Source organism: Pseudomonas sp. TE3899, assembly GCF_056279105.1.
Genome location: NZ_JBWBQR010000001.1, coordinates 107,116 through 124,744 on the forward strand (window position 1 = coordinate 107,116; position 17,629 = coordinate 124,744).

Annotated in this window: 17 protein-coding genes and 1 pseudogene; 16 read left to right on the top strand and 2 right to left on the bottom strand. The window is 60.7% G+C overall.

What is annotated here, in order from left to right; translation table 11 throughout:
- Window positions 1-31: 31 nt before the first annotated feature.
- Window positions 32-3,295 (bottom strand): ribonuclease E, encoded by a 3,264-nt coding sequence (gene rne, locus ACZ89E_RS00530; protein ID WP_476254629.1) that lies wholly within the window; start codon window positions 3,293-3,295, stop codon window positions 32-34.
- A 699-nt stretch (window positions 3,296-3,994) separates the two neighbouring features.
- Between rne and rluC the strand changes: the two genes are divergently transcribed.
- The 3 genes and pseudogenes from rluC (at window position 3,995) to sppA (ending at window position 6,618) form a co-directional block, all read left to right on the top strand.
- Window positions 3,995-4,957 carry a 23S rRNA pseudouridine(955/2504/2580) synthase RluC gene (gene rluC, locus ACZ89E_RS00535; RefSeq protein ID WP_054051763.1) on the top strand — a complete coding sequence of 321 codons (963 nt, stop codon included), beginning with the start codon at window positions 3,995-3,997 and terminating at the stop codon, window positions 4,955-4,957.
- On the top strand, window positions 4,944-5,603 hold the full coding sequence (locus tag ACZ89E_RS00540; protein WP_476254630.1) for an HAD-IA family hydrolase: 660 nt from the start codon (window positions 4,944-4,946) through the stop codon (window positions 5,601-5,603). Before rluC ends, ACZ89E_RS00540 begins: the two co-directional genes overlap by 14 nt.
- A gap of 24 nt (window positions 5,604-5,627) precedes the next feature.
- A pseudogene (gene sppA, locus ACZ89E_RS00545) lies at window positions 5,628-6,618 on the top strand (signal peptide peptidase SppA).
- A 48-nt stretch (window positions 6,619-6,666) separates the two neighbouring features.
- Here sppA and ACZ89E_RS00550 read toward each other — a convergent pair.
- On the bottom strand, window positions 6,667-7,245 hold the full coding sequence (locus ACZ89E_RS00550; protein ID WP_149659991.1) for a Maf family protein: 579 nt from the start codon (window positions 7,243-7,245) through the stop codon (window positions 6,667-6,669).
- Window positions 7,246-7,350: 105 nt separating this feature from the next.
- Here ACZ89E_RS00550 and ACZ89E_RS00555 point away from each other — a divergent pair, with 105 nt between their 5' ends.
- From ACZ89E_RS00555 to ACZ89E_RS00615, 13 genes are all read left to right on the top strand, one after another.
- Window positions 7,351-7,878: a YceD family protein gene (locus ACZ89E_RS00555; RefSeq protein ID WP_004371317.1), complete on the top strand. Its 528-nt coding sequence runs from the start codon at window positions 7,351-7,353 to the stop codon at window positions 7,876-7,878.
- 13 nt (window positions 7,879-7,891) lie between these two features.
- Window positions 7,892-8,074 (top strand): 50S ribosomal protein L32, encoded by a 183-nt coding sequence (gene rpmF / locus ACZ89E_RS00560; RefSeq protein ID WP_008152339.1) that lies wholly within the window; start codon window positions 7,892-7,894, stop codon window positions 8,072-8,074.
- Window positions 8,075-8,078: 4 nt separating this feature from the next.
- Complete coding sequence (gene plsX / locus ACZ89E_RS00565; RefSeq protein ID WP_476254631.1) at window positions 8,079-9,089, top strand: phosphate acyltransferase PlsX; 1,011 nt, start codon at window positions 8,079-8,081, stop codon at window positions 9,087-9,089.
- A 125-nt stretch (window positions 9,090-9,214) separates the two neighbouring features.
- Window positions 9,215-10,153, top strand: a complete 939-nt coding sequence (gene fabD, locus ACZ89E_RS00570) for an ACP S-malonyltransferase (protein WP_476254632.1) — start codon at window positions 9,215-9,217, stop codon at window positions 10,151-10,153.
- A 16-nt stretch (window positions 10,154-10,169) separates the two neighbouring features.
- Window positions 10,170-10,913 carry a 3-oxoacyl-ACP reductase FabG gene (fabG, locus tag ACZ89E_RS00575; RefSeq protein ID WP_476254633.1) on the top strand — a complete coding sequence of 248 codons (744 nt, stop codon included), beginning with the start codon at window positions 10,170-10,172 and terminating at the stop codon, window positions 10,911-10,913.
- Between the two features lie 191 nt (window positions 10,914-11,104).
- Window positions 11,105-11,341: an acyl carrier protein gene (gene acpP, locus ACZ89E_RS00580; protein ID WP_003442511.1), complete on the top strand. Its 237-nt coding sequence runs from the start codon at window positions 11,105-11,107 to the stop codon at window positions 11,339-11,341.
- A gap of 108 nt (window positions 11,342-11,449) precedes the next feature.
- Complete coding sequence (gene fabF / locus ACZ89E_RS00585; protein WP_149659995.1) at window positions 11,450-12,694, top strand: beta-ketoacyl-ACP synthase II; 1,245 nt, start codon at window positions 11,450-11,452, stop codon at window positions 12,692-12,694.
- Window positions 12,694-13,509 (top strand): aminodeoxychorismate lyase, encoded by an 816-nt coding sequence (pabC, locus tag ACZ89E_RS00590; protein WP_149659996.1) that lies wholly within the window; start codon window positions 12,694-12,696, stop codon window positions 13,507-13,509. Before fabF ends, pabC begins: the two co-directional genes overlap by 1 nt.
- Before the next feature lie 3 nt (window positions 13,510-13,512).
- Complete coding sequence (gene mltG / locus ACZ89E_RS00595; RefSeq protein ID WP_149659997.1) at window positions 13,513-14,754, top strand: endolytic transglycosylase MltG; 1,242 nt, start codon at window positions 13,513-13,515, stop codon at window positions 14,752-14,754.
- A gap of 19 nt (window positions 14,755-14,773) precedes the next feature.
- A complete protein-coding gene (gene tmk, locus ACZ89E_RS00600; protein ID WP_149659998.1) occupies window positions 14,774-15,406 on the top strand; it encodes a dTMP kinase in 633 nt (210 codons plus the stop codon).
- Window positions 15,399-16,385, top strand: a complete 987-nt coding sequence (locus ACZ89E_RS00605) for a DNA polymerase III subunit delta' (RefSeq protein WP_149659999.1) — start codon at window positions 15,399-15,401, stop codon at window positions 16,383-16,385. Before tmk ends, ACZ89E_RS00605 begins: the two co-directional genes overlap by 8 nt.
- Window positions 16,386-16,417: 32 nt before the next feature.
- The gene (locus ACZ89E_RS00610; protein WP_133838380.1) at window positions 16,418-16,774 is read left to right on the top strand and encodes a PilZ domain-containing protein; all 357 of its coding nucleotides are present in this window, start codon (window positions 16,418-16,420) and stop codon (window positions 16,772-16,774) included.
- Window positions 16,775-16,789: 15 nt separating this feature from the next.
- Window positions 16,790-17,581: a TatD family hydrolase gene (locus ACZ89E_RS00615; RefSeq protein WP_476254634.1), complete on the top strand. Its 792-nt coding sequence runs from the start codon at window positions 16,790-16,792 to the stop codon at window positions 17,579-17,581.
- Window positions 17,582-17,629: the final 48 nt, after the last annotated feature.

The following is a 17,629-nucleotide window of genomic DNA, read 5'->3' on the forward strand; positions in this document are numbered from 1 at the left end:
ACCAGGCGGGGCTTTTTAGTGGCCGATGGAATCAGACGAGGGGTTTAGGCTCGTGCTCTTTTTCCAGGGCTTGTTCGTGTTGCTGTACCGCGTCCTGAACGGAGCGAGGTGCTTCGTCGATCACGGATTCAACCGGCTCGGCAGCGGCTTCAGCGACCGGGGCAGGAGCTGCCTCGACGACTTCGGCAACAACCGGTGCTGGCTCGGCGACAGCCGGAGCAGCAGCGGCAGCCAGTTCGGCTTCTTTCTGCAGACGCTCGGCTTCACGCTTGCGGCGACGCACTTCACGCGGGTCGTTCGGCGCGCGGCCATTTTCGGTCAGGGCGCTGACAGGGGCGGCTTCGACCACCGGTGCAGCCACTTCGGCGGCAACAGGGGCTTCGACGACCGGGGCAGGCTCGGCGGTGGCAACCACTGGCTCGAAGACCTTCGCTTCAGCGACCGGGGCTTCAGCGACTGGCGCTGGCGCTTCGACGACTGGCTCGGCGGCTACCGGCTCGGCAACCCAGTTGAACGCGGTTTGCTCTTCACGCACTTCGCGAACGGCTTCGGTCACGGTTTCGCTCGACGTTTCGGCAACCGATTCAGCGACAACCACAGGCTCGGCAACGTAAGCAGGCTCGGCAGCAGCTTGAACTTCAGGCTGTGCTTCGCGAACCGGCGCTACTTCAACTTCCGGAGCGGTTGTTGCTTCTACCGGGGTAGTCGCTTCAACGACCGGCGCTTCTACCGGTGCAGTTTCCTGCACGGCAGCAGTGGCGCGTTCGGCTTGCTCGTGAGCCTGGGCTTCGGCAGGAGCACTGATCACGGTACTGGCAACGGCTGCGGTAACAGCCAGGCCGGCGGCCAGATCGGCAGCGCTTGGTGCTTCGCTGGTTTCGTTGGCTTCGCCTTCGGCGGACTCGGATTCTTCCGAACCTTCGATCACGTTGCCGTTGGCATCGCGTTGACGCTCGCGACGGTTGCTGCGACGACGCTGGCCACGGGAGCGGCGGCGTGGACGATCGCCTTCGGCGCCTTCCTGCCCTTCTTCCTGCAGTTGCTCTTCGCCGGTCAGCACTTCTTCTTCAGAGGCAGCGGCTGCAGCCTGCTCGGCACGTGGTTGACGCTCTTCACGCGGTGGGCGTGGCGCGCGTTCTTCGCGTGGCTGACGGGCTGGACGCTCTTCAGCGGTCGCAGCGACGGCAGCGGCAGCGGCTGGCGCAGCAGGCGCGGCATCCAGTGGTTCACGCAGTTCACGTACCGGACGCTCTTCGCGGTCGCCACGTGGCTTGCGGTCTTCACGTGGAGCGCGCGGTGCACGTTCTTCACGAGGAGCGCGTGGTGCGCGTTCTTCGCGAGCGACGACCGGAGCGGTGGTCTCTTCACGGGCTTCGCGTGGCTGACGCTCTTCGCGTGGCTCACGTGGTGCGCGTTCTTCACGCGGTGCACGTTCCTCACGAGGCTTGCGTTCTTCATCGCGGCGACCGTTACGGTTGCGGCTCTGCTGACGACCGTTGCGACGCTCTTCGTTACGGGCCGGACGCTCGGTGGCTGCTGGTTTTTCAACCACAACCGGAGCGGCAGGCTCTTCCTTGGTCGCGAACAGGCTGACCAGCGACTTCACCAGGCCTTTGAACAGGCTTGGCTCTGGCACGGCAACCGGTGCTGCAACAGGCGCGGCAGCGACGACTTCGGTCGGGACCGGAGCGTTGGCGCGGGCCGGTGCAGTCTTGACCGCGGCTTCCTGGCGAACCAGGGTGCGGGTCGCAGCGGCGGGCTGGACTTCTTCCACTTCGGCAGCGGCAGCAGCGATTTCGTAGCTGGACTGGTTGATGTGGGCTTCCGGGCTGTCATCACGCAGACGCTGAACTTCGAAGTGCGGCGTTTCGAGGTGGTCGTTCGGCAGAATGACGATGCGGGCACGGGTGCGCAGTTCGATCTTGGTGATCGAGTTGCGTTTTTCGTTGAGCAGGAACGCGGCCACCGGGATCGGCACTTGGGCGCGAACTTCGGCGGTGCGGTCTTTCAGGGCTTCTTCTTCGATCAGGCGCAGGATTGCCAGGGACAGCGATTCAACGTCACGGATGATGCCGGTGCCGTTGCAACGCGGGCAAACGATGCCGCTGCTTTCGCCCAGCGATGGACGCAGGCGCTGACGGGACATTTCCAGCAGGCCGAAGCGCGAGATGCGACCGACTTGCACGCGAGCGCGGTCGGCTTCCAGGCATTCGCGGACTTTCTCTTCCACGGCGCGCTGGTTCTTGGCAGGGGTCATGTCGATGAAGTCGATGACGATCAGGCCGCCGATGTCGCGCAAGCGCAACTGACGGGCGATTTCTTCGGCGGCTTCAAGGTTGGTCTGCAGGGCGGTTTCTTCGATGTCGCTGCCTTTGGTGGCGCGCGCCGAGTTGATGTCGATGGACACCAGGGCTTCGGTCGGATCGATGACGATGGAGCCGCCGGAAGGCAGTTCGACGACGCGCTGGAAAGCGGTCTCGATCTGGCTTTCGATCTGGAAACGGTTGAACAGCGGAACGCTGTCTTCGTACAGCTTGATCTTGCTGGCGTACTGCGGCATCACCTGGCGGATGAAGGTCAGGGCTTCGTCCTGGGCTTCAACGCTGTCGATCAGCACTTCGCCGATGTCCTGGCGCAGGTAATCGCGGATGGCGCGGATGATCACGTTGCTTTCCTGGTAGATCAGGAATGGCGCGGAGCGATCCAGCGAGGCTTCTTTGATAGCGGTCCACAGTTGCAGCAGGTAATCGAGGTCCCACTGCATTTCTTCGCTGCTGCGGCCCAGGCCGGCAGTGCGCACGATCAGACCCATGTCGGCCGGGGCAACCAGGCCGTTCAGGGCTTCACGCAGTTCGTTGCGCTCTTCACCTTCGATGCGACGGGAGATACCGCCGGCACGCGGGTTGTTCGGCATCAGAACGAGATAGCGACCGGCCAGGCTGATGAAGGTGGTCAGGGCTGCGCCCTTGTTGCCACGTTCTTCTTTTTCGACCTGAACGATGACTTCCTGGCCTTCGGTCAGGACGTCCTTGATGTTGACGCGGCCTTCGGGGGCTTTCTTGAAGTATTCGCGGGAGATTTCTTTGAGGGGCAGGAAGCCGTGGCGCTCGGAGCCGAAATCGACAAAGGCAGCCTCTAGGCTTGGTTCGATGCGAGTAATCCGGCCTTTATAGATGTTGGCCTTCTTCTGCTCGCGTGCACCGGATTCGATGTCCAGGTCGTAGAGGCGTTGGCCATCTACCAGTGCAACACGCAACTCTTCGGGTTGAGTTGCGTTAATCAGCATTCTTTTCATGTAGTACCGTCGGTTTCCGGGCTGCCGGAAACGGCGTTCGGCACACACGACTTCTCACGGTCGGTGTCAGGTGCGTCAGGAGTGGTTGGACACTCCAGTGTCTAGCGATGGCGACCAATGTGGGCCGGCGTCGCGACGTACGCGTCCTGCTTGCTGTGGCTACTAAGCACTCAGTCAGGAGGAGGAATCAACCAGCGGCTGTGGACGAGATGAAGCGTCTTGATAAAGCCTATTGCTACACAGTCCAGCGGTTGTGCATCTCCACCCTACACGTATCCCTGATAATTCGGGTGCTGCCGCGCGCAGAATCCGCAGCGGGTTGGCATTTACCGTGAGCTCCGAAAGGGGAGGTCACGCATCATGGCTAATTTAGGCGTTGTTTCCGAAGCGTTCGCTCGGGGTCATTCGCAGCTGACTGCACTTTGTGAACTGGCCATGAATATTGGCGAGCAAGGCGAGTGAAAACTCTGCTTTGCGGCTTGATTCAGGCCTCATGTCACCTGCGCTCGTAACACCTGCAAACTCCACCGTTACGTAGCGAAAGCCCCGTAGGACGGCCTCGCGTCCTGGTGAATTGCGTTGGTCAGGGCCGGTTTTTGACCGTTAGTCCGCTGTCCAGGCCGCTTTTGGCGGCGTTCGCGACTATAGCAGCAATGATTAAGTGCTTCAATTCCATAAAAAATTGTTATCATCCGCGCCATGACGACTACAGCCCCTTCGACCCCAGCCGTACAACTGCTGGAGGTCTCGCCGGAATATGCCGGCCAACGTATTGATAACTTCCTTCTCGCTCGGCTCAAAGGCGTGCCCAAGACCTTGATTTACCGCATTTTGCGCAAAGGCGAAGTGCGAGTGAACAAAGGCCGGATCAAGCCCGAATACAAGCTGCAGGCGGGCGATATCGTGCGCGTGCCGCCGGTTCGCGTGCCTGAGCGCGACGAGCCGGTACCGCTGGCACAAGGCCTGCTCCAGCGCCTCGAAGCCTCGATTATCTTCGAGGACAAGGCGTTGATCGTGATCAACAAGCCTTGCGGCATCGCGGTTCACGGCGGCAGCGGCTTGACCTACGGGGTAATCGAAGCCTTTCGTCAGTTGCGTCCCGATTGCAAGGAGCTCGAACTGGTTCACCGGCTCGACCGTGACACCTCCGGCCTGCTGATGATCGCCAAGAAGCGCAGCATGTTGCGTCACTTGCACACGGCATTGCGCGGCGATGGCGTTGACAAGCGCTACATGGCGCTGGTCCGCGGCAACTGGGCGGCCTCGATCAAGCAGGTCCGTGCATCGCTGGGCAAGAGCAACCTGCGCTCCGGCGAGCGAATGGTCGAGGTCGACGAGGAGGAGGGCAAGGAGTCTGTGACCGTGTTCAAGGTCCTGCGCCGTTTCGGCGACTTTGCCACCCTGATCGAAGCCAAGCCGATCACCGGCCGGACACACCAGATCCGTGTCCATACGTTGCACGCCGGGCACTGCATCGCTGGCGACACCAAGTACGGCGATGACGATTTCAGCAAGGAAATTCGTGACCTGGGCGGCAAACGCCTGTTCCTCCACGCCTACATGCTGACCGTGCCGTTGCCAGATGGCGGCGAGCTGAAGTTGCAGGCGCCAGTGGACGAGATGTGGGCCAAGACCGTGGAGCGCCTGAGTGCACCCCTCTGATTACAAGCTGCTGATTTTTGATTGGGATGGCACGCTGGCCGATTCCATTGGTCGGATTGTCGAGGCGATGCATGTCGCGTCCGAGCGCTCCGGTTTTCAATTGTGCGACGACTTTGCCGTCAAAGGCATTATCGGCCTGGGCTTGCCCGAGGCGATTCGCACGTTGTACCCGCAGATCGGCGATGACGAGCTGATAGCGTTCCGTCAGCACTATGCCGATCACTACATCGCGGCCGAAGCCGTGCCTTCGCCGTTGTTCGAAGGTGTTGTCGAGTCGATGGCCGCCTTTCGTGACGAGGGTTATCACCTGGCGGTCGCGACCGGCAAGGCCCGTCGTGGGCTGGATCGAGTGCTCCAGGCGCACGGCTGGGAAGACTATTTCGATATCACCCGTGCCGCCGATGAAACTGCCAGCAAGCCTCATCCTCTGATGCTGGAAGAGATCCTCGCGCATTGCGGCGTTTCGGCGCAGCAGGCGTTGATGGTCGGGGATTCGTCCTTTGACCTGCAAATGGCGCGCAACGCCGGTATGGATTCGGTTGCCGTGAGTTACGGCGCCCAATCCATCGAGGCGCTGAAGCTGTTCGGGCCGCGGCTGTCCATTGATCGTTTTTCCGAATTGCATGCCTGGCTTCGTCAGGCTTAATACGATTTTGCTGGGGTAGATGGCATGACCGACGAATGGAAAGCGCCTGCCAAGGCAAGCGCGGATGGCGGTGAAGAGAAGAGCTGGAAGCTGCTGGAAAAGACCTTGCTGGCAAGCGTGCAGGAACAGCGCCGCTCGCGCCGCTGGGGGATTTTCTTCAAGCTGCTGACCTTCGTGTACCTGTTTGCGGCGCTGCTGCTGTTCACGCCGTTAATGGACATGGAAAAAAGCGCGACCCGCGGTTCCAACTACACCGCGTTGATCGACGTCAATTGGCGTGATCGCCGACAAGGAGTCTGCCAGCGCCGACAACATCGTCGGCAGTCTGCGTGCAGCCTTTGAAGACACCAAGGTCAAGGGCGTGATCCTGCGCATCAACAGCCCGGGCGGCAGTCCGGTGCAGTCGGGTTACGTGTACGACGAAATCAAGCGTCTGCGCGGTTTGCATCCGGATACCAAGGTGTACGCCGTGATTTCGGACCTGGGCGCTTCCGGCGCTTATTACATCGCCAGCGCGGCCGATCAGATCTACGCCGACAAGGCGAGCCTGGTGGGTTCCATCGGTGTGACGGCGGCCGGCTACGGCTTTGTCGGGACGATGGAGAAGCTCGGCGTCGAACGTCGCACCTACACCTCGGGTGAACACAAGTCGTTCCTCGATCCGTTCCAGCCGCAGAAGCCTGAGGAAACTCAGTTCTGGCAGGGCGTGCTCGATACTACGCACCAGCAGTTCATCAACAGCGTGAAGAAAGGGCGTGGCGATCGGCTCAAGGATAAAGAGCATCCGGAGTTGTTCTCCGGGCTGGTCTGGTCCGGTGAGCAAGCGCTGCCGCTGGGCTTGATCGATGGCCTGGGCAATGCCAGCTCGGTCGCCCGGGATGTGATTGGCGAGAAAGAGTTGGTGGACTTCACCATTCAGGAATCGACGTTTGATCGCTTCTCGAAGAAGCTCGGCGCCAGCGTGGCCGAACAATTGGCGATGTGGATGGGGTTTCATGGTCCGTCGTTGCGCTGAATCAGCTGCGGCATAAAAAAACCGGCCTTCGTGGCCGGTTTTTTGTGCTCAGGGGATTTGCACGCCCTCGGCCAACAACATATCAATCAAGCGAATCAGCGGCAGGCCGATCAGGCTGGTGGCGTCAGGGCCTTCGGTGCGTTGAAACAGGCTCACCCCCAAACCTTCGGCCTTGAAGCTGCCAGCGCAGTCGTAGGGCTGTTCTGCGTGCAGGTAGCGTTCAATGCGCGCCGGGTCGAGTGTGCGCATGTGCACGGTGAAGGGCACGCAATCGACCTGACAGTGACCGGTCTGGCTATTAAGCACGGCCAGGCCGGTCAGAAAGGTCACGCTGGCGCCGCTGGAAGCGAGCAATTGTTCCCGGGCCTTTTCGAATGTGTGGGGTTTGCCGATAATGCGCTCGCCGAGCACCGCGACCTGATCGGAACCGATGATCAGATGCGCGGGGTGGCTGTCGGCCAGTGCCCGGGCTTTCTCTTCGGCGAGGCGCTTGACCAGATTAATCGCGGACTCGTCCGGGCGATGGCTTTCATCGATATCCGGCGAGCGGCAGGTAAACTCAAGCTGCAATCGGGCCAGCAATTCCCGGCGATAGACCGAGCTTGAAGCGAGTAATAAAGGCAGCATGGGCATCTCCAAAAGGCAGGGGCGAATTCTAGCGAGGCTTCCAAGTGACGGACAGGGCTGAATTTCCTTTGACATGGCTGGGTGCATCCCTATAATGCTGCGCCTATGTTGAATGACCCGATTCCACCTCACGTTGACCCGCGCAAATTGGCTGATCGTGGCACCACCCTTCAAGGTGAACTGCTGCTGGCCGATTTGGAGAGACTCTGCGACCCGCTTTCCGACACTGTCGGTACGGTGCAGGCTAAATTCGTTTTTGAACGAGATGAACGTAAGTCTGTGGTAATCCACAGTTTTATCGACACCGAAGTCAAAATGGTTTGCCAGCGTTGTCTTGAGCTGGTCACCCTGCCGATCCACAGCGAATGCAGTTATGCTGTGGTGAAAGAGGGTGCGAATACCCAGTCGTTGCCGAAAGGTTATGACGTGCTGGAACTGGGCGAAGATCCATTGGATCTGCAGTCACTGATCGAGGAGGAGCTTTTGCTCGCCTTGCCCATTGTGCCTGCTCATCATCCGGAAGAATGCCAGCAGCCGGCGGGTCTCGATGAGCCCGAACCGAGCGAGGACGAGGTAACGCGGTCCAACCCGTTCAGTGTATTGGCGCAGTTAAAGCGTGACCCAAACGTTTAGGAGTTAATCAATTATGGCTGTTCAGCAGAACAAAAAATCCCGCTCTGCCCGTGACATGCGTCGTTCGCACGACGCCCTGACGGCGAGCACTCTGTCTGTAGAAAAAACCACCGGTGAAATTCACCTGCGTCACCACGTATCGCCAGAAGGCGTATACCGTGGCCGTAAAGTGATCGACAAGGGCGCTGACGAGTAATCACTTGTCTGCTCAAGTCATCGCGATTGACGCAATGGGCGGGGACTTCGGTCCCCGCAGCATTGTTCAGGCCAGCCTTGCTTGCCTGTCTGCTACACCCTCGCTGCACCTGACCCTCGTCGGTCAACCTACCCTTTTGGAAGAGCTGCTCTCCGGCCATTCGGCTGTGGATCGCGCGCGCCTGTCGATTACGCCGGCGTCCGAAGTCATCAACATGGACGAAAAGCCTGCCCAGGCCCTGCGCGGCAAGCCTGATTCGTCAATGCGCGTGGCCCTTGAGTTGTTGCGCGATGGCAAGGTCCAGGCCTGTGTCAGCGCCGGCAACACCGGGGCGCTGATGGCGTTGTCGCGGTTTGTACTCAAGACGTTGCCGGGCATTGATCGTCCGGCGATGATCGCGGCCATTCCGACCCAGAAGGGCTATTGCCAGTTGCTCGACCTCGGTGCCAACGTCGATTGCAGTGCCGAGCACTTGTTGCAGTTCGCGATCATGGGCTCGGTGGCGGCGGAAACCCTCGGCGTGGTTCGCCCGCGAGTAGCGCTGCTGAACATCGGTACCGAAGACATCAAGGGCAACCAGCAGGTCAAGCTGGCGGCGACCTTGTTGCAGAACGCCCGGGGCATCAACTACATCGGTTTTGTCGAAGGTGACGGTTTGTACCGGGGCGAGGCGGATGTGGTGGTGTGTGACGGTTTTGTCGGCAATATCCTGCTCAAGTCCAGCGAAGGCCTGGCGACCATGATCGCCGGGCGCATCGAGGCCTTGTTCAAGAAAAGCGTCGCCTCACGCATGGTGGGGGCCTTGGCGCTGCCGCTGATGAAGCGCTTGCAAGCGGACCTGGCCCCGGCGCGGCACAACGGCGCGAGCTTTCTCGGCTTGCAGGGGATTGTGGTGAAAAGCCACGGTTCGGCCGGTGTGCAGGGTTTCCAGAGTGCGATCCAGCGTGCCCTGATCGAGATCCAGGAAAATCTTCCTGAGCGGCTTCACGGTCGTCTGGAGGATTTGTTGCCTTAGGCGTTTTCGTCGGACAATGCTTAAATGTGACCGCTCAGTTCAATTGGCCATCCAACTGTCAGTTTCTTGTGTCCCTCTAGCGGGACGTCAATTCTCCGACGACAAGATCATTAGGGGCTTGTTACATGTCTGCTTCCCTCGCATTCGTCTTTCCAGGACAGGGTTCGCAGTCCCTCGGCATGCTGGCCGAGTTGGGCGCGCAACATCCAGTGGTCCTCGAAACATTCAAAGAAGCTTCCGATGCTCTGGGTTACTACCTGTGGGCACTGACCCAGCAAGGGCCGGAAGAGCAACTCAATCAAACCGATAAAACCCAGCCGGCCATTCTGACCGCCTCGATCGCCTTGTGGCGTCTGTGGCTGGCGCAAGGCGGCGCGCGTCCGGCTTATGTGGCCGGTCACAGCCTGGGCGAGTACAGCGCCCTGGTGGCGGCGGGCAGCCTGAGCCTGGCCGACGCGGTGAAACTGGTCGAAACCCGTGGCAAGCTGATGCAGGAAGCCGTTCCGGCCGGGCAGGGCGGCATGGCCGCTATCCTCGGTCTGGAAGATGCCGATGTGCTGGCGGCTTGTGCCGAAGCAGCGCAAGGCGAAGTGGTCAGTGCGGTCAACTTCAACTCCCCTGGCCAAGTGGTGATCGCCGGTGCCAAGGCGGCGGTCGAACGTGCCATTGAAGGCTGCAAGGCCCGTGGTGCCAAGCGCGCCATGCCGTTGCCGGTCAGCGTGCCGTCCCACTGCGAACTGATGCGTCCGGCGGCCGAGCGCTTTGCCGAGTCCATCGCTGCCATTGACTGGCAGGCCCCGCAGATCCCGGTGGTGCAGAACGTCAGCGCCAATGTGCCGGCTGATCTGGAGACCCTCAAGCGCGATCTGCTTGAGCAGCTCTACAAGCCTGTGCGCTGGGTCGAATCGGTCCAGGCACTGGCGGCCAAGGGCGCGACCCAACTGGTCGAGTGCGGCCCGGGCAAGGTGCTTGCCGGCCTGAACAAACGCTGCGCCGAAGGCGTGGCGACATCCAACCTCAATACCCCAGACGCTTTCGCTGCCGCTCGCGCGGCGCTGGCCTGAATCAGGAGAAACTTGCATGAGTCTGCAAGGTAAAGTTGCACTGGTCACCGGTGCGAGCCGCGGTATCGGCCAGGCCATCGCCCTGGAACTGGGTCGTCAGGGCGCCATCGTCATTGGCACCGCGACCTCCGCCTCGGGTGCCGAGCGCATCGCGGCAACCCTGAAAGAAAACGCTATTGAAGGCACTGGCCTGGAACTGAACGTCACCAGTGATGAATCGGTTGCTGCGGTGCTGGCAAGCATCACTACGCAGTTTGGCGCCCCGGCAATTTTGGTCAACAATGCCGGCATCACCCGCGATAATCTGATGATGCGCATGAAAGACGACGAATGGAGCGACGTCATCGATACCAACTTGAACAGTCTGTTCCGCCTGTCCAAGGGTGTTTTGCGCGGCATGACCAAGGCCCGTTGGGGACGAATTATCAGTATTGGCTCTGTTGTGGGTGCCATGGGCAACGCAGGCCAAGTAAACTACGCAGCCGCCAAGGCCGGTCTGGAAGGTTTCAGCCGTGCACTGGCGCGTGAAGTCGGTTCGCGTTCGATTACGGTAAACTCGGTGGCCCCTGGGTTCATCGACACCGATATGACCCGCGAACTGCCCGAGGCGCAGCGTGAAGCCTTGCAGACGCAGATTCCGCTGGGCCGTCTGGGGCAAGCTCAAGAGATCGCGTCTGTGGTCGCTTTTCTTGCATCCGACGGTGCGGCTTACGTTACTGGGGCTACAATCCCGGTGAACGGCGGGATGTACATGAGTTAAATGTGACGGATTGCTTCAAAAAAATGTCATACGAGCTGTCTAAAATCCGTTATAAAGCTGCAATCTATTTATAGGCAGAGGGTCGTCGGGTTTGAGGAGTGAAGCTTTCAGTTGAAAAACTGAAAAGTCTTTCTATACACTTACCCACTGGCCAGCTGCCTGAATTTGTCCATTAGGAGTGAAAACAAGGTATGAGCACCATCGAAGAGCGCGTCAAGAAAATCGTTGCTGAGCAACTGGGCGTTAAAGAAGAAGAAGTGGTCAACACTGCTTCCTTCGTTGAAGACCTGGGTGCCGACTCCCTTGACACCGTTGAGCTGGTGATGGCTCTGGAAGAGGAATTCGAGACCGAAATCCCTGACGAAGAAGCTGAGAAGATCACTACTGTACAAGCTGCAATCGATTACGTTACTAACCATCAGGCTTAATAGCTTGTAATCGCTGCTTGCTGTCATGGAAAAACCGCACTGCCATCACGGCGTGCGGTTTTTTCTTTAGGCCTGATGCAAAGTCGCCATTTGAAAAAGGAGAGTGCTGTGTCGCGTAGACGCGTCGTAGTCACCGGTATGGGTATGTTGTCGCCACTGGGCACGGATGTGCCGAGCAGTTGGCAGGGCATTCTGGCTGGCCGCAGTGGCATTGGTCTGATCGAACACACCGACCTTTCTGCCTATTCCACCCGCTTTGGCGGCTCGGTCAAGGGCTTCAATGTTGAGGAATACCTGTCGGTCAAGGAAGCTCGCAAGCTCGATCTGTTCATCCAGTATGGTCTGGCCGCAGGGTTTCAGGCTGTGCGTAACTCGGGTCTGGAAGTCACCGACGCCAACCGTGAGCGCATCGGCGTGGCCATGGGTTCGGGTATTGGCGGACTGACCAATATCGAAGAAACCAGCCGCACGCTGCATGATTCCGGCCCTCGTCGAATTTCACCGTTCTTCGTGCCTGGCTCGATCATCAATATGATTTCCGGTTTCTTGTCCATCCACCTCGGTGCACAGGGACCCAACTACGCCATCGCCACCGCGTGTACCACCGGTACGCACTGCATCGGCATGGCGGCACGCAACATCATGTACGACGAAGCCGACGTGATGATTGCCGGCGGCGCCGAGATGGCCGCTTGTGGTCTGGGCATGGGTGGCTTCGGTGCCTCCCGCGCACTGTCGACCCGCAACGATGAGCCAGCCCGCGCCAGCCGTCCATGGGACAAGGGCCGTGATGGCTTCGTCCTGTCCGACGGCGCCGGTGCACTGGTGCTGGAGGAGCTGGAACACGCCAAGGCCCGTGGCGCGACCATCTACGCCGAGCTGATCGGCTTCGGCACCAGTGGCGATGCCTACCACATGACGTCGCCTCCCGCCGACGGCGCCGGTGCTGCACGTTGCATCACCAATGCCCTGCGCGACGCCAAGATCAATGGCGACCAGGTTCAGTACATCAACGCCCATGGCACCTCGACTTCGGCCGGCGACCTCGCTGAAGCCTGTGCGATCAAGTCGGTGTTCGGCGATCACGCCTACAAACTGGCGGTCAGTTCGACCAAGTCCATGACCGGTCACCTGTTGGGTGCGGCGGGCGCGGTCGAGGCGATCTTCAGTGTCCTGGCGATCAACAGCCAGGTGGCACCGCCGACCATCAACCTCGATGAGCCGGATGAAGGCTGCGATCTCGACTTCGTGCCGCACACCGCGCGCAACATGGATATCGATGTGGTGCTGTCCAACTCCTTCGGGTTTGGCGGGACCAACGGCTCGCTGGTGTTCCGCCGGTTCGCTGACTGATGGACAGCTGGGTCGACGGTCAGCCGGCTGACACGTTGTCGCTGAAGGATCGCGGCCTGGCTTACGGTGATGGTCTGTTCGAGACCATCGCTGTGCGAGGCGGGCAACCGTTGTTGCTGGAGCGGCATCTGTCGCGGCTGGCGCAGGGTTGTTCACGCCTGGCGATTACTGCCGATCATGCCTTGATCCGCAGCGAGCTGCTGGCCTACGCCGCCGCAATGGGCGAGGGCGTGCTCAAGCTCATCCTCACCCGTGGCGACGGTTTGCGCGGTTACGCGCCCGATCCTTCGGCCCAGGCCCGACGCATTCTGCAAGGCAATCCTCCCGCGGCTTATCCTGTCGTCCATGGCGAGCAGGGTGTCCGCTTGTTCCCTTGCGCCACGCGCCTGTCCAACCAACCGTTGCTCGCCGGGCTCAAGCATCTGAATCGCCTGGAGCAGGTGATCGCCCGTTCCGAATGGCAAGACACCGACCACGCTGAAGGACTGATGCTCGATCGGGTCGGTCGCGTCATTGAAGGCGTCTTCAGCAATCTGTTCCTGGTACGCGACGGTGTGCTGATCACCGCCGATCTCAAACGCTGCGGCGTAGCCGGTGTGATGCGCGCCGAATTATTGTTTCAGGCTGAGTCATTGGGGATCCCCACGCAAATCACCGACATCAGCCTCGATCAGTTGCAATGGGCCGATGAAGTCTTCGTCTGCAACAGCGTGTATGGCGTTTGGCCGGTGCGCGCCTATGCAGCACTGAGCTGGTCGGTTGGCCCGCTCACCCGTAAACTCCAAACCATTGCCCGCGCGCTACTGGATGCTTGATACGTGAGACGTAAATTTTTGCTGCTGCTGGAAACCGGACTGGTTCTGGCGGGGCTGCTAATGGCCGCTTCGGCCTGGAAAATCCATTCGGCGCTGGAACAGCCGCTGAACATCACCCAGGAAGAACTGCTGGAAGTGCCCAAGGGCACGACTCCCACCCGCACTTTCTATCGACTCGAAGCCGATGGCGTCATCAAGGACGCCTTCTGGTTGCGCGTCTATTGGCGCTTTAACCTCGCCGCCACGCCGATCCACAGTGGCGAATACCGTATGCTGCCCGGGATGACCGTCGACGGTCTGATCGATTTGTGGAAACGCGGCGAAGTGGTGCAGTACAGCGTGACCCTGGTCGAAGGCTGGAATTTCCATCAGGTCCGTGCGGCTCTGGCCAAGGATGACAAACTCAAGCAAACCCTGAACGGCCTGAGCGACACGCAAGTGATGGACAAGATCGGCCATAGCGGGATTTTCCCTGAGGGTCGCTTCTTTCCCGACACTTACAGTTTCGTGCGTGGCATGACCGACGCCGAGCTGCTGAAAAAAGCCTACGAGCGCCTCGACGAAGTGCTCGCCAAGGAATGGGACAAGCGCGCCGCTGATGTGCCGTACACCGAACCCTATCAGGCGCTGATCATGGCCTCGCTGGTGGAGAAGGAAACCGGCGTGCCTCAGGAGCGCGGGCAGATTGCTGGCGTGTTCGTGCGGCGGATGGCGATCGGCATGTTGTTGCAGACTGATCCGACCGTGATCTACGGTCTCGGCGATCGCTACACCGGCAAGCTGACCCGCGCCCACCTCAAGGAAGCGACGCCGTACAACACCTACATGATCTCCGGCCTGCCACCGACCCCGATTGCCATGGTCGGCCGCGAAGCGATTCATGCGGCGCTGAACCCGGTGGCCGGCAACAGTTTGTATTTTGTCGCTCGCGGCGATGGCAGCCATGTGTTCTCCGATGACCTGGATGCCCATAACTCGGCAGTGCGTGAATTTCAGCTCAAGCGTCGTGCCGATTACCGCTCCAGCCCGGCACCGGCGAATGCGCCCGTGACGCCGGAGGCCGAGACGCCGATTCCCGCCGCTTCCCCGGATACAGCGCCGGAAGCGGTGCCACAGGTCCCGGCCCAAGAGCCGGCCCCGGCACCGGAATCCACGCTCGCTCCAGAATCTGTACCACCGACGCCCGCGCAAGAACCTGCACCCGCGCCCGCACCGGATGCAGCCGCGCCGCAAAGCCCGCAATGACTCTGATTAAGGACTGCCTGTGACTGGCTTGTTTATTACTCTGGAAGGCCCGGAAGGCGCCGGCAAGAGCACCAACCGCGAATACCTGGCCGAGCGCCTGCGCGCCGCCGGTATCGAAGTGCTGCTGACCCGCGAACCGGGCGGCACGCCACTGGCCGAGCGCATTCGCGAAGTGCTGCTGGCCCCGGTGGATGAAGTCATGAACCCCGACACCGAGCTGTTGCTGGTGTTCGCCGCCCGTGCCCAGCACCTGGCCGAGGTGATTCGCCCGGCACTGGCCCGGGGCGCGGTGGTCTTGTGCGACCGCTTTACCGATTCGACCTACGCCTATCAGGGCGGCGGTCGCGGTTTGTCGCTGGAACGCATCGCCACGCTGGAAGCCTTCGTCCAGGGCGACTTGCGTCCGGACCTGACGCTGATTTTCGATCTGCCGGTGGAAGTCGGCCTGGCCCGCGCCAGTGCGCGCGGTCGGCTGGATCGCTTCGAACTCGAAGGCCGTGCCTTTTTCGATGCCGTGCGCAGCGCCTTTCTCAAGCGCGCCGAAGCCGATCCTGCCCGTTACGTGTTGGTGGACGCCGCCCAGCCGCTGCCGCAAGTCCAGCAGTCGCTGGATGGGTTGCTCCCGCGTTTGCTGGAGCTGACCCGTGGCTGAGGCCTATCCGTGGCAGGACGAGCTCTGGCAGCAACTGGCGGGGCGTAAACAGCACGCCCACGCCTATTTGCTGCATGGCCCGGCCGGGATCGGCAAGCGTGCGTTGGCCGAACGGTTGATGGCGCATTTGTTGTGTCAGCGTCCGACTGCCCAGGATGCCTGCGGCGAGTGCAAATCCTGTCTGCTGCTCAAGGCCGGTAGCCACCCCGACAACTACATCCTCGAGCCCGAAGAAGCGGACAAGGCGATCAAGGTCGATCAGGTGCGTGACCTCGTCAGTTTCGTGGTCCAGACCGCGCAGATGGGCGGGCGCAAAGTGGTGCTGATCGAGCCGGTCGAGTCGATGAACGTCAACGCCGCCAACGCCTTGCTCAAAAGCCTCGAAGAACCGTCCGGCGATACCGTATTGCTGCTGGTCAGCCACCAGACCAGTCGTCTGCTGCCGACGATCAAGAGCCGCTGCCAGCAGCAGGCCTGCCCGCTGCCCAGCGAGGCCATGAGCCTGGCGTGGCTGGCGACGGCGTTGCCGGATTGCACGCAGGATGAACGCATCGAATTGCTGACCCTGGCCGCCGGTTCGCCATTGGCCGCGGTCAAGTTGCAGACTCAAGGCGTTCGCGAACAGCGCTTGCTGGTGGTCGAAGGCGTGAAGCAGTTGCTCAAGCAACAGAAATCGCCGACCCAGTTGGCCGAAGAATGGAAAAGCATTCCCCAGTTACTGCTGTTTGACTGGTTCTGCGATTGGTCGAGCCTGATCCTGCGCTATCAACTGACCCAGGATGAACAAGGCTTGGGCCTGATGGACATGCGCAAGGTCATTCAATACCTGGCGCAGAAGTCCGGGCAGGGCAAAGTCCTCGCTATTCAGGACTGGATCCTCGCCCAGCGTCAGAAGGTGATGAGCAAGGCCAACCTCAATCCAGCGCTGTTGCTCGAGGCGCTGCTGGTGCAATGGGTGTCTTTGCCGGGCCAGAAGTGACTAGACTCTGAGCATCAGCCGTGGAGGTCAGCATGAATGAACCCGTCAATACCGGACCGCGTAACGGCATTTTGTCCCTGACCATCAAGGACAAGTCCGTGCTGTACGCGGCCTACATGCCGTTTATCAAGAACGGTGGCCTGTTCATCCCGACCAACAAAAGCTACAAGTTGGGCGATGAGGTGTTCATGTTGCTGAACCTGATGGACGAAGCGGAGAAGATTCCGGTCGCCGGCAAAGTCAGCTGGATCACCCCCAAAGGCGCTCAGGGCAACCGGGCTGCCGGGGTGGGCGTGCAGTTCAACGACGGTGACAACACCGCCCGCAGTCGAATCGAAACCCATCTGGCCGGAGCCCTGAAATCCGACCGTCCCACTCATACGATGTAAGTTGCAGCCCTTTTTATGCTCGTAGATTCCCATTGCCACCTTGATCGCCTCGACCTCGCCGCCCATGACGGCTCCCTGGATGCCGCACTCGATGCGGCCCGGCAGCGCGGGGTAGGGCACTTTCTGTGCATCGGCGTCAGCGTCGATAACGCCGCTGATGTCAAAGCCCTGGCCGAGCGTTATGACGACGTCGATTGTTCGGTCGGCGTGCATCCGCTGGATGTGCAACCCGGTGCCGCGCCCGCGCTGGATTGGCTGTTGCAGGAGCTGAATCACCCGCGGGTGGTGGCGATTGGTGAAACCGGCCTGGATTACCACTACGAGCCGGAAGCCGCCGAATTGCAGCAGGCATCCTTCCGCCTGCACCTGCAGGCTGCTCAACAAACCGGCAAACCGGTGATCATCCATACCCGTGGTGCCCGTACTGATACGCTGGCGCTGTTGCGCGAAGCCGCGTTGCCCCAGGCCGGCGTGCTGCATTGCTTCACCGAAGACTGGGACATGGCGAAGGCTGCGCTGGACATGGGTTATTACATTTCCCTGTCCGGGATTGTCACGTTCCGCAATGCCGATGCGTTACGCGATGTCGCGAGCAAAGTGCCGGCCGACCGTTTGCTGGTGGAAACCGACTCGCCGTACCTGGCACCGATCCCTTATCGCGGCAAACCGAACCTGCCGCAATATGTGCGGGAAGTGGCAGAGTTTCTGGCGATGTTGCGCGGGGAATCCTACGAGCGGTTTGCCGAGCAGACGACCGAGAATTTCAAGCGGTTGTTTCCGTTGGCGCACGTCAGGGCATCGGCGTAACGCCGGTAACGATCGCAGCCTTCGGCAGCTCCTGCGCGGCGATGCCCA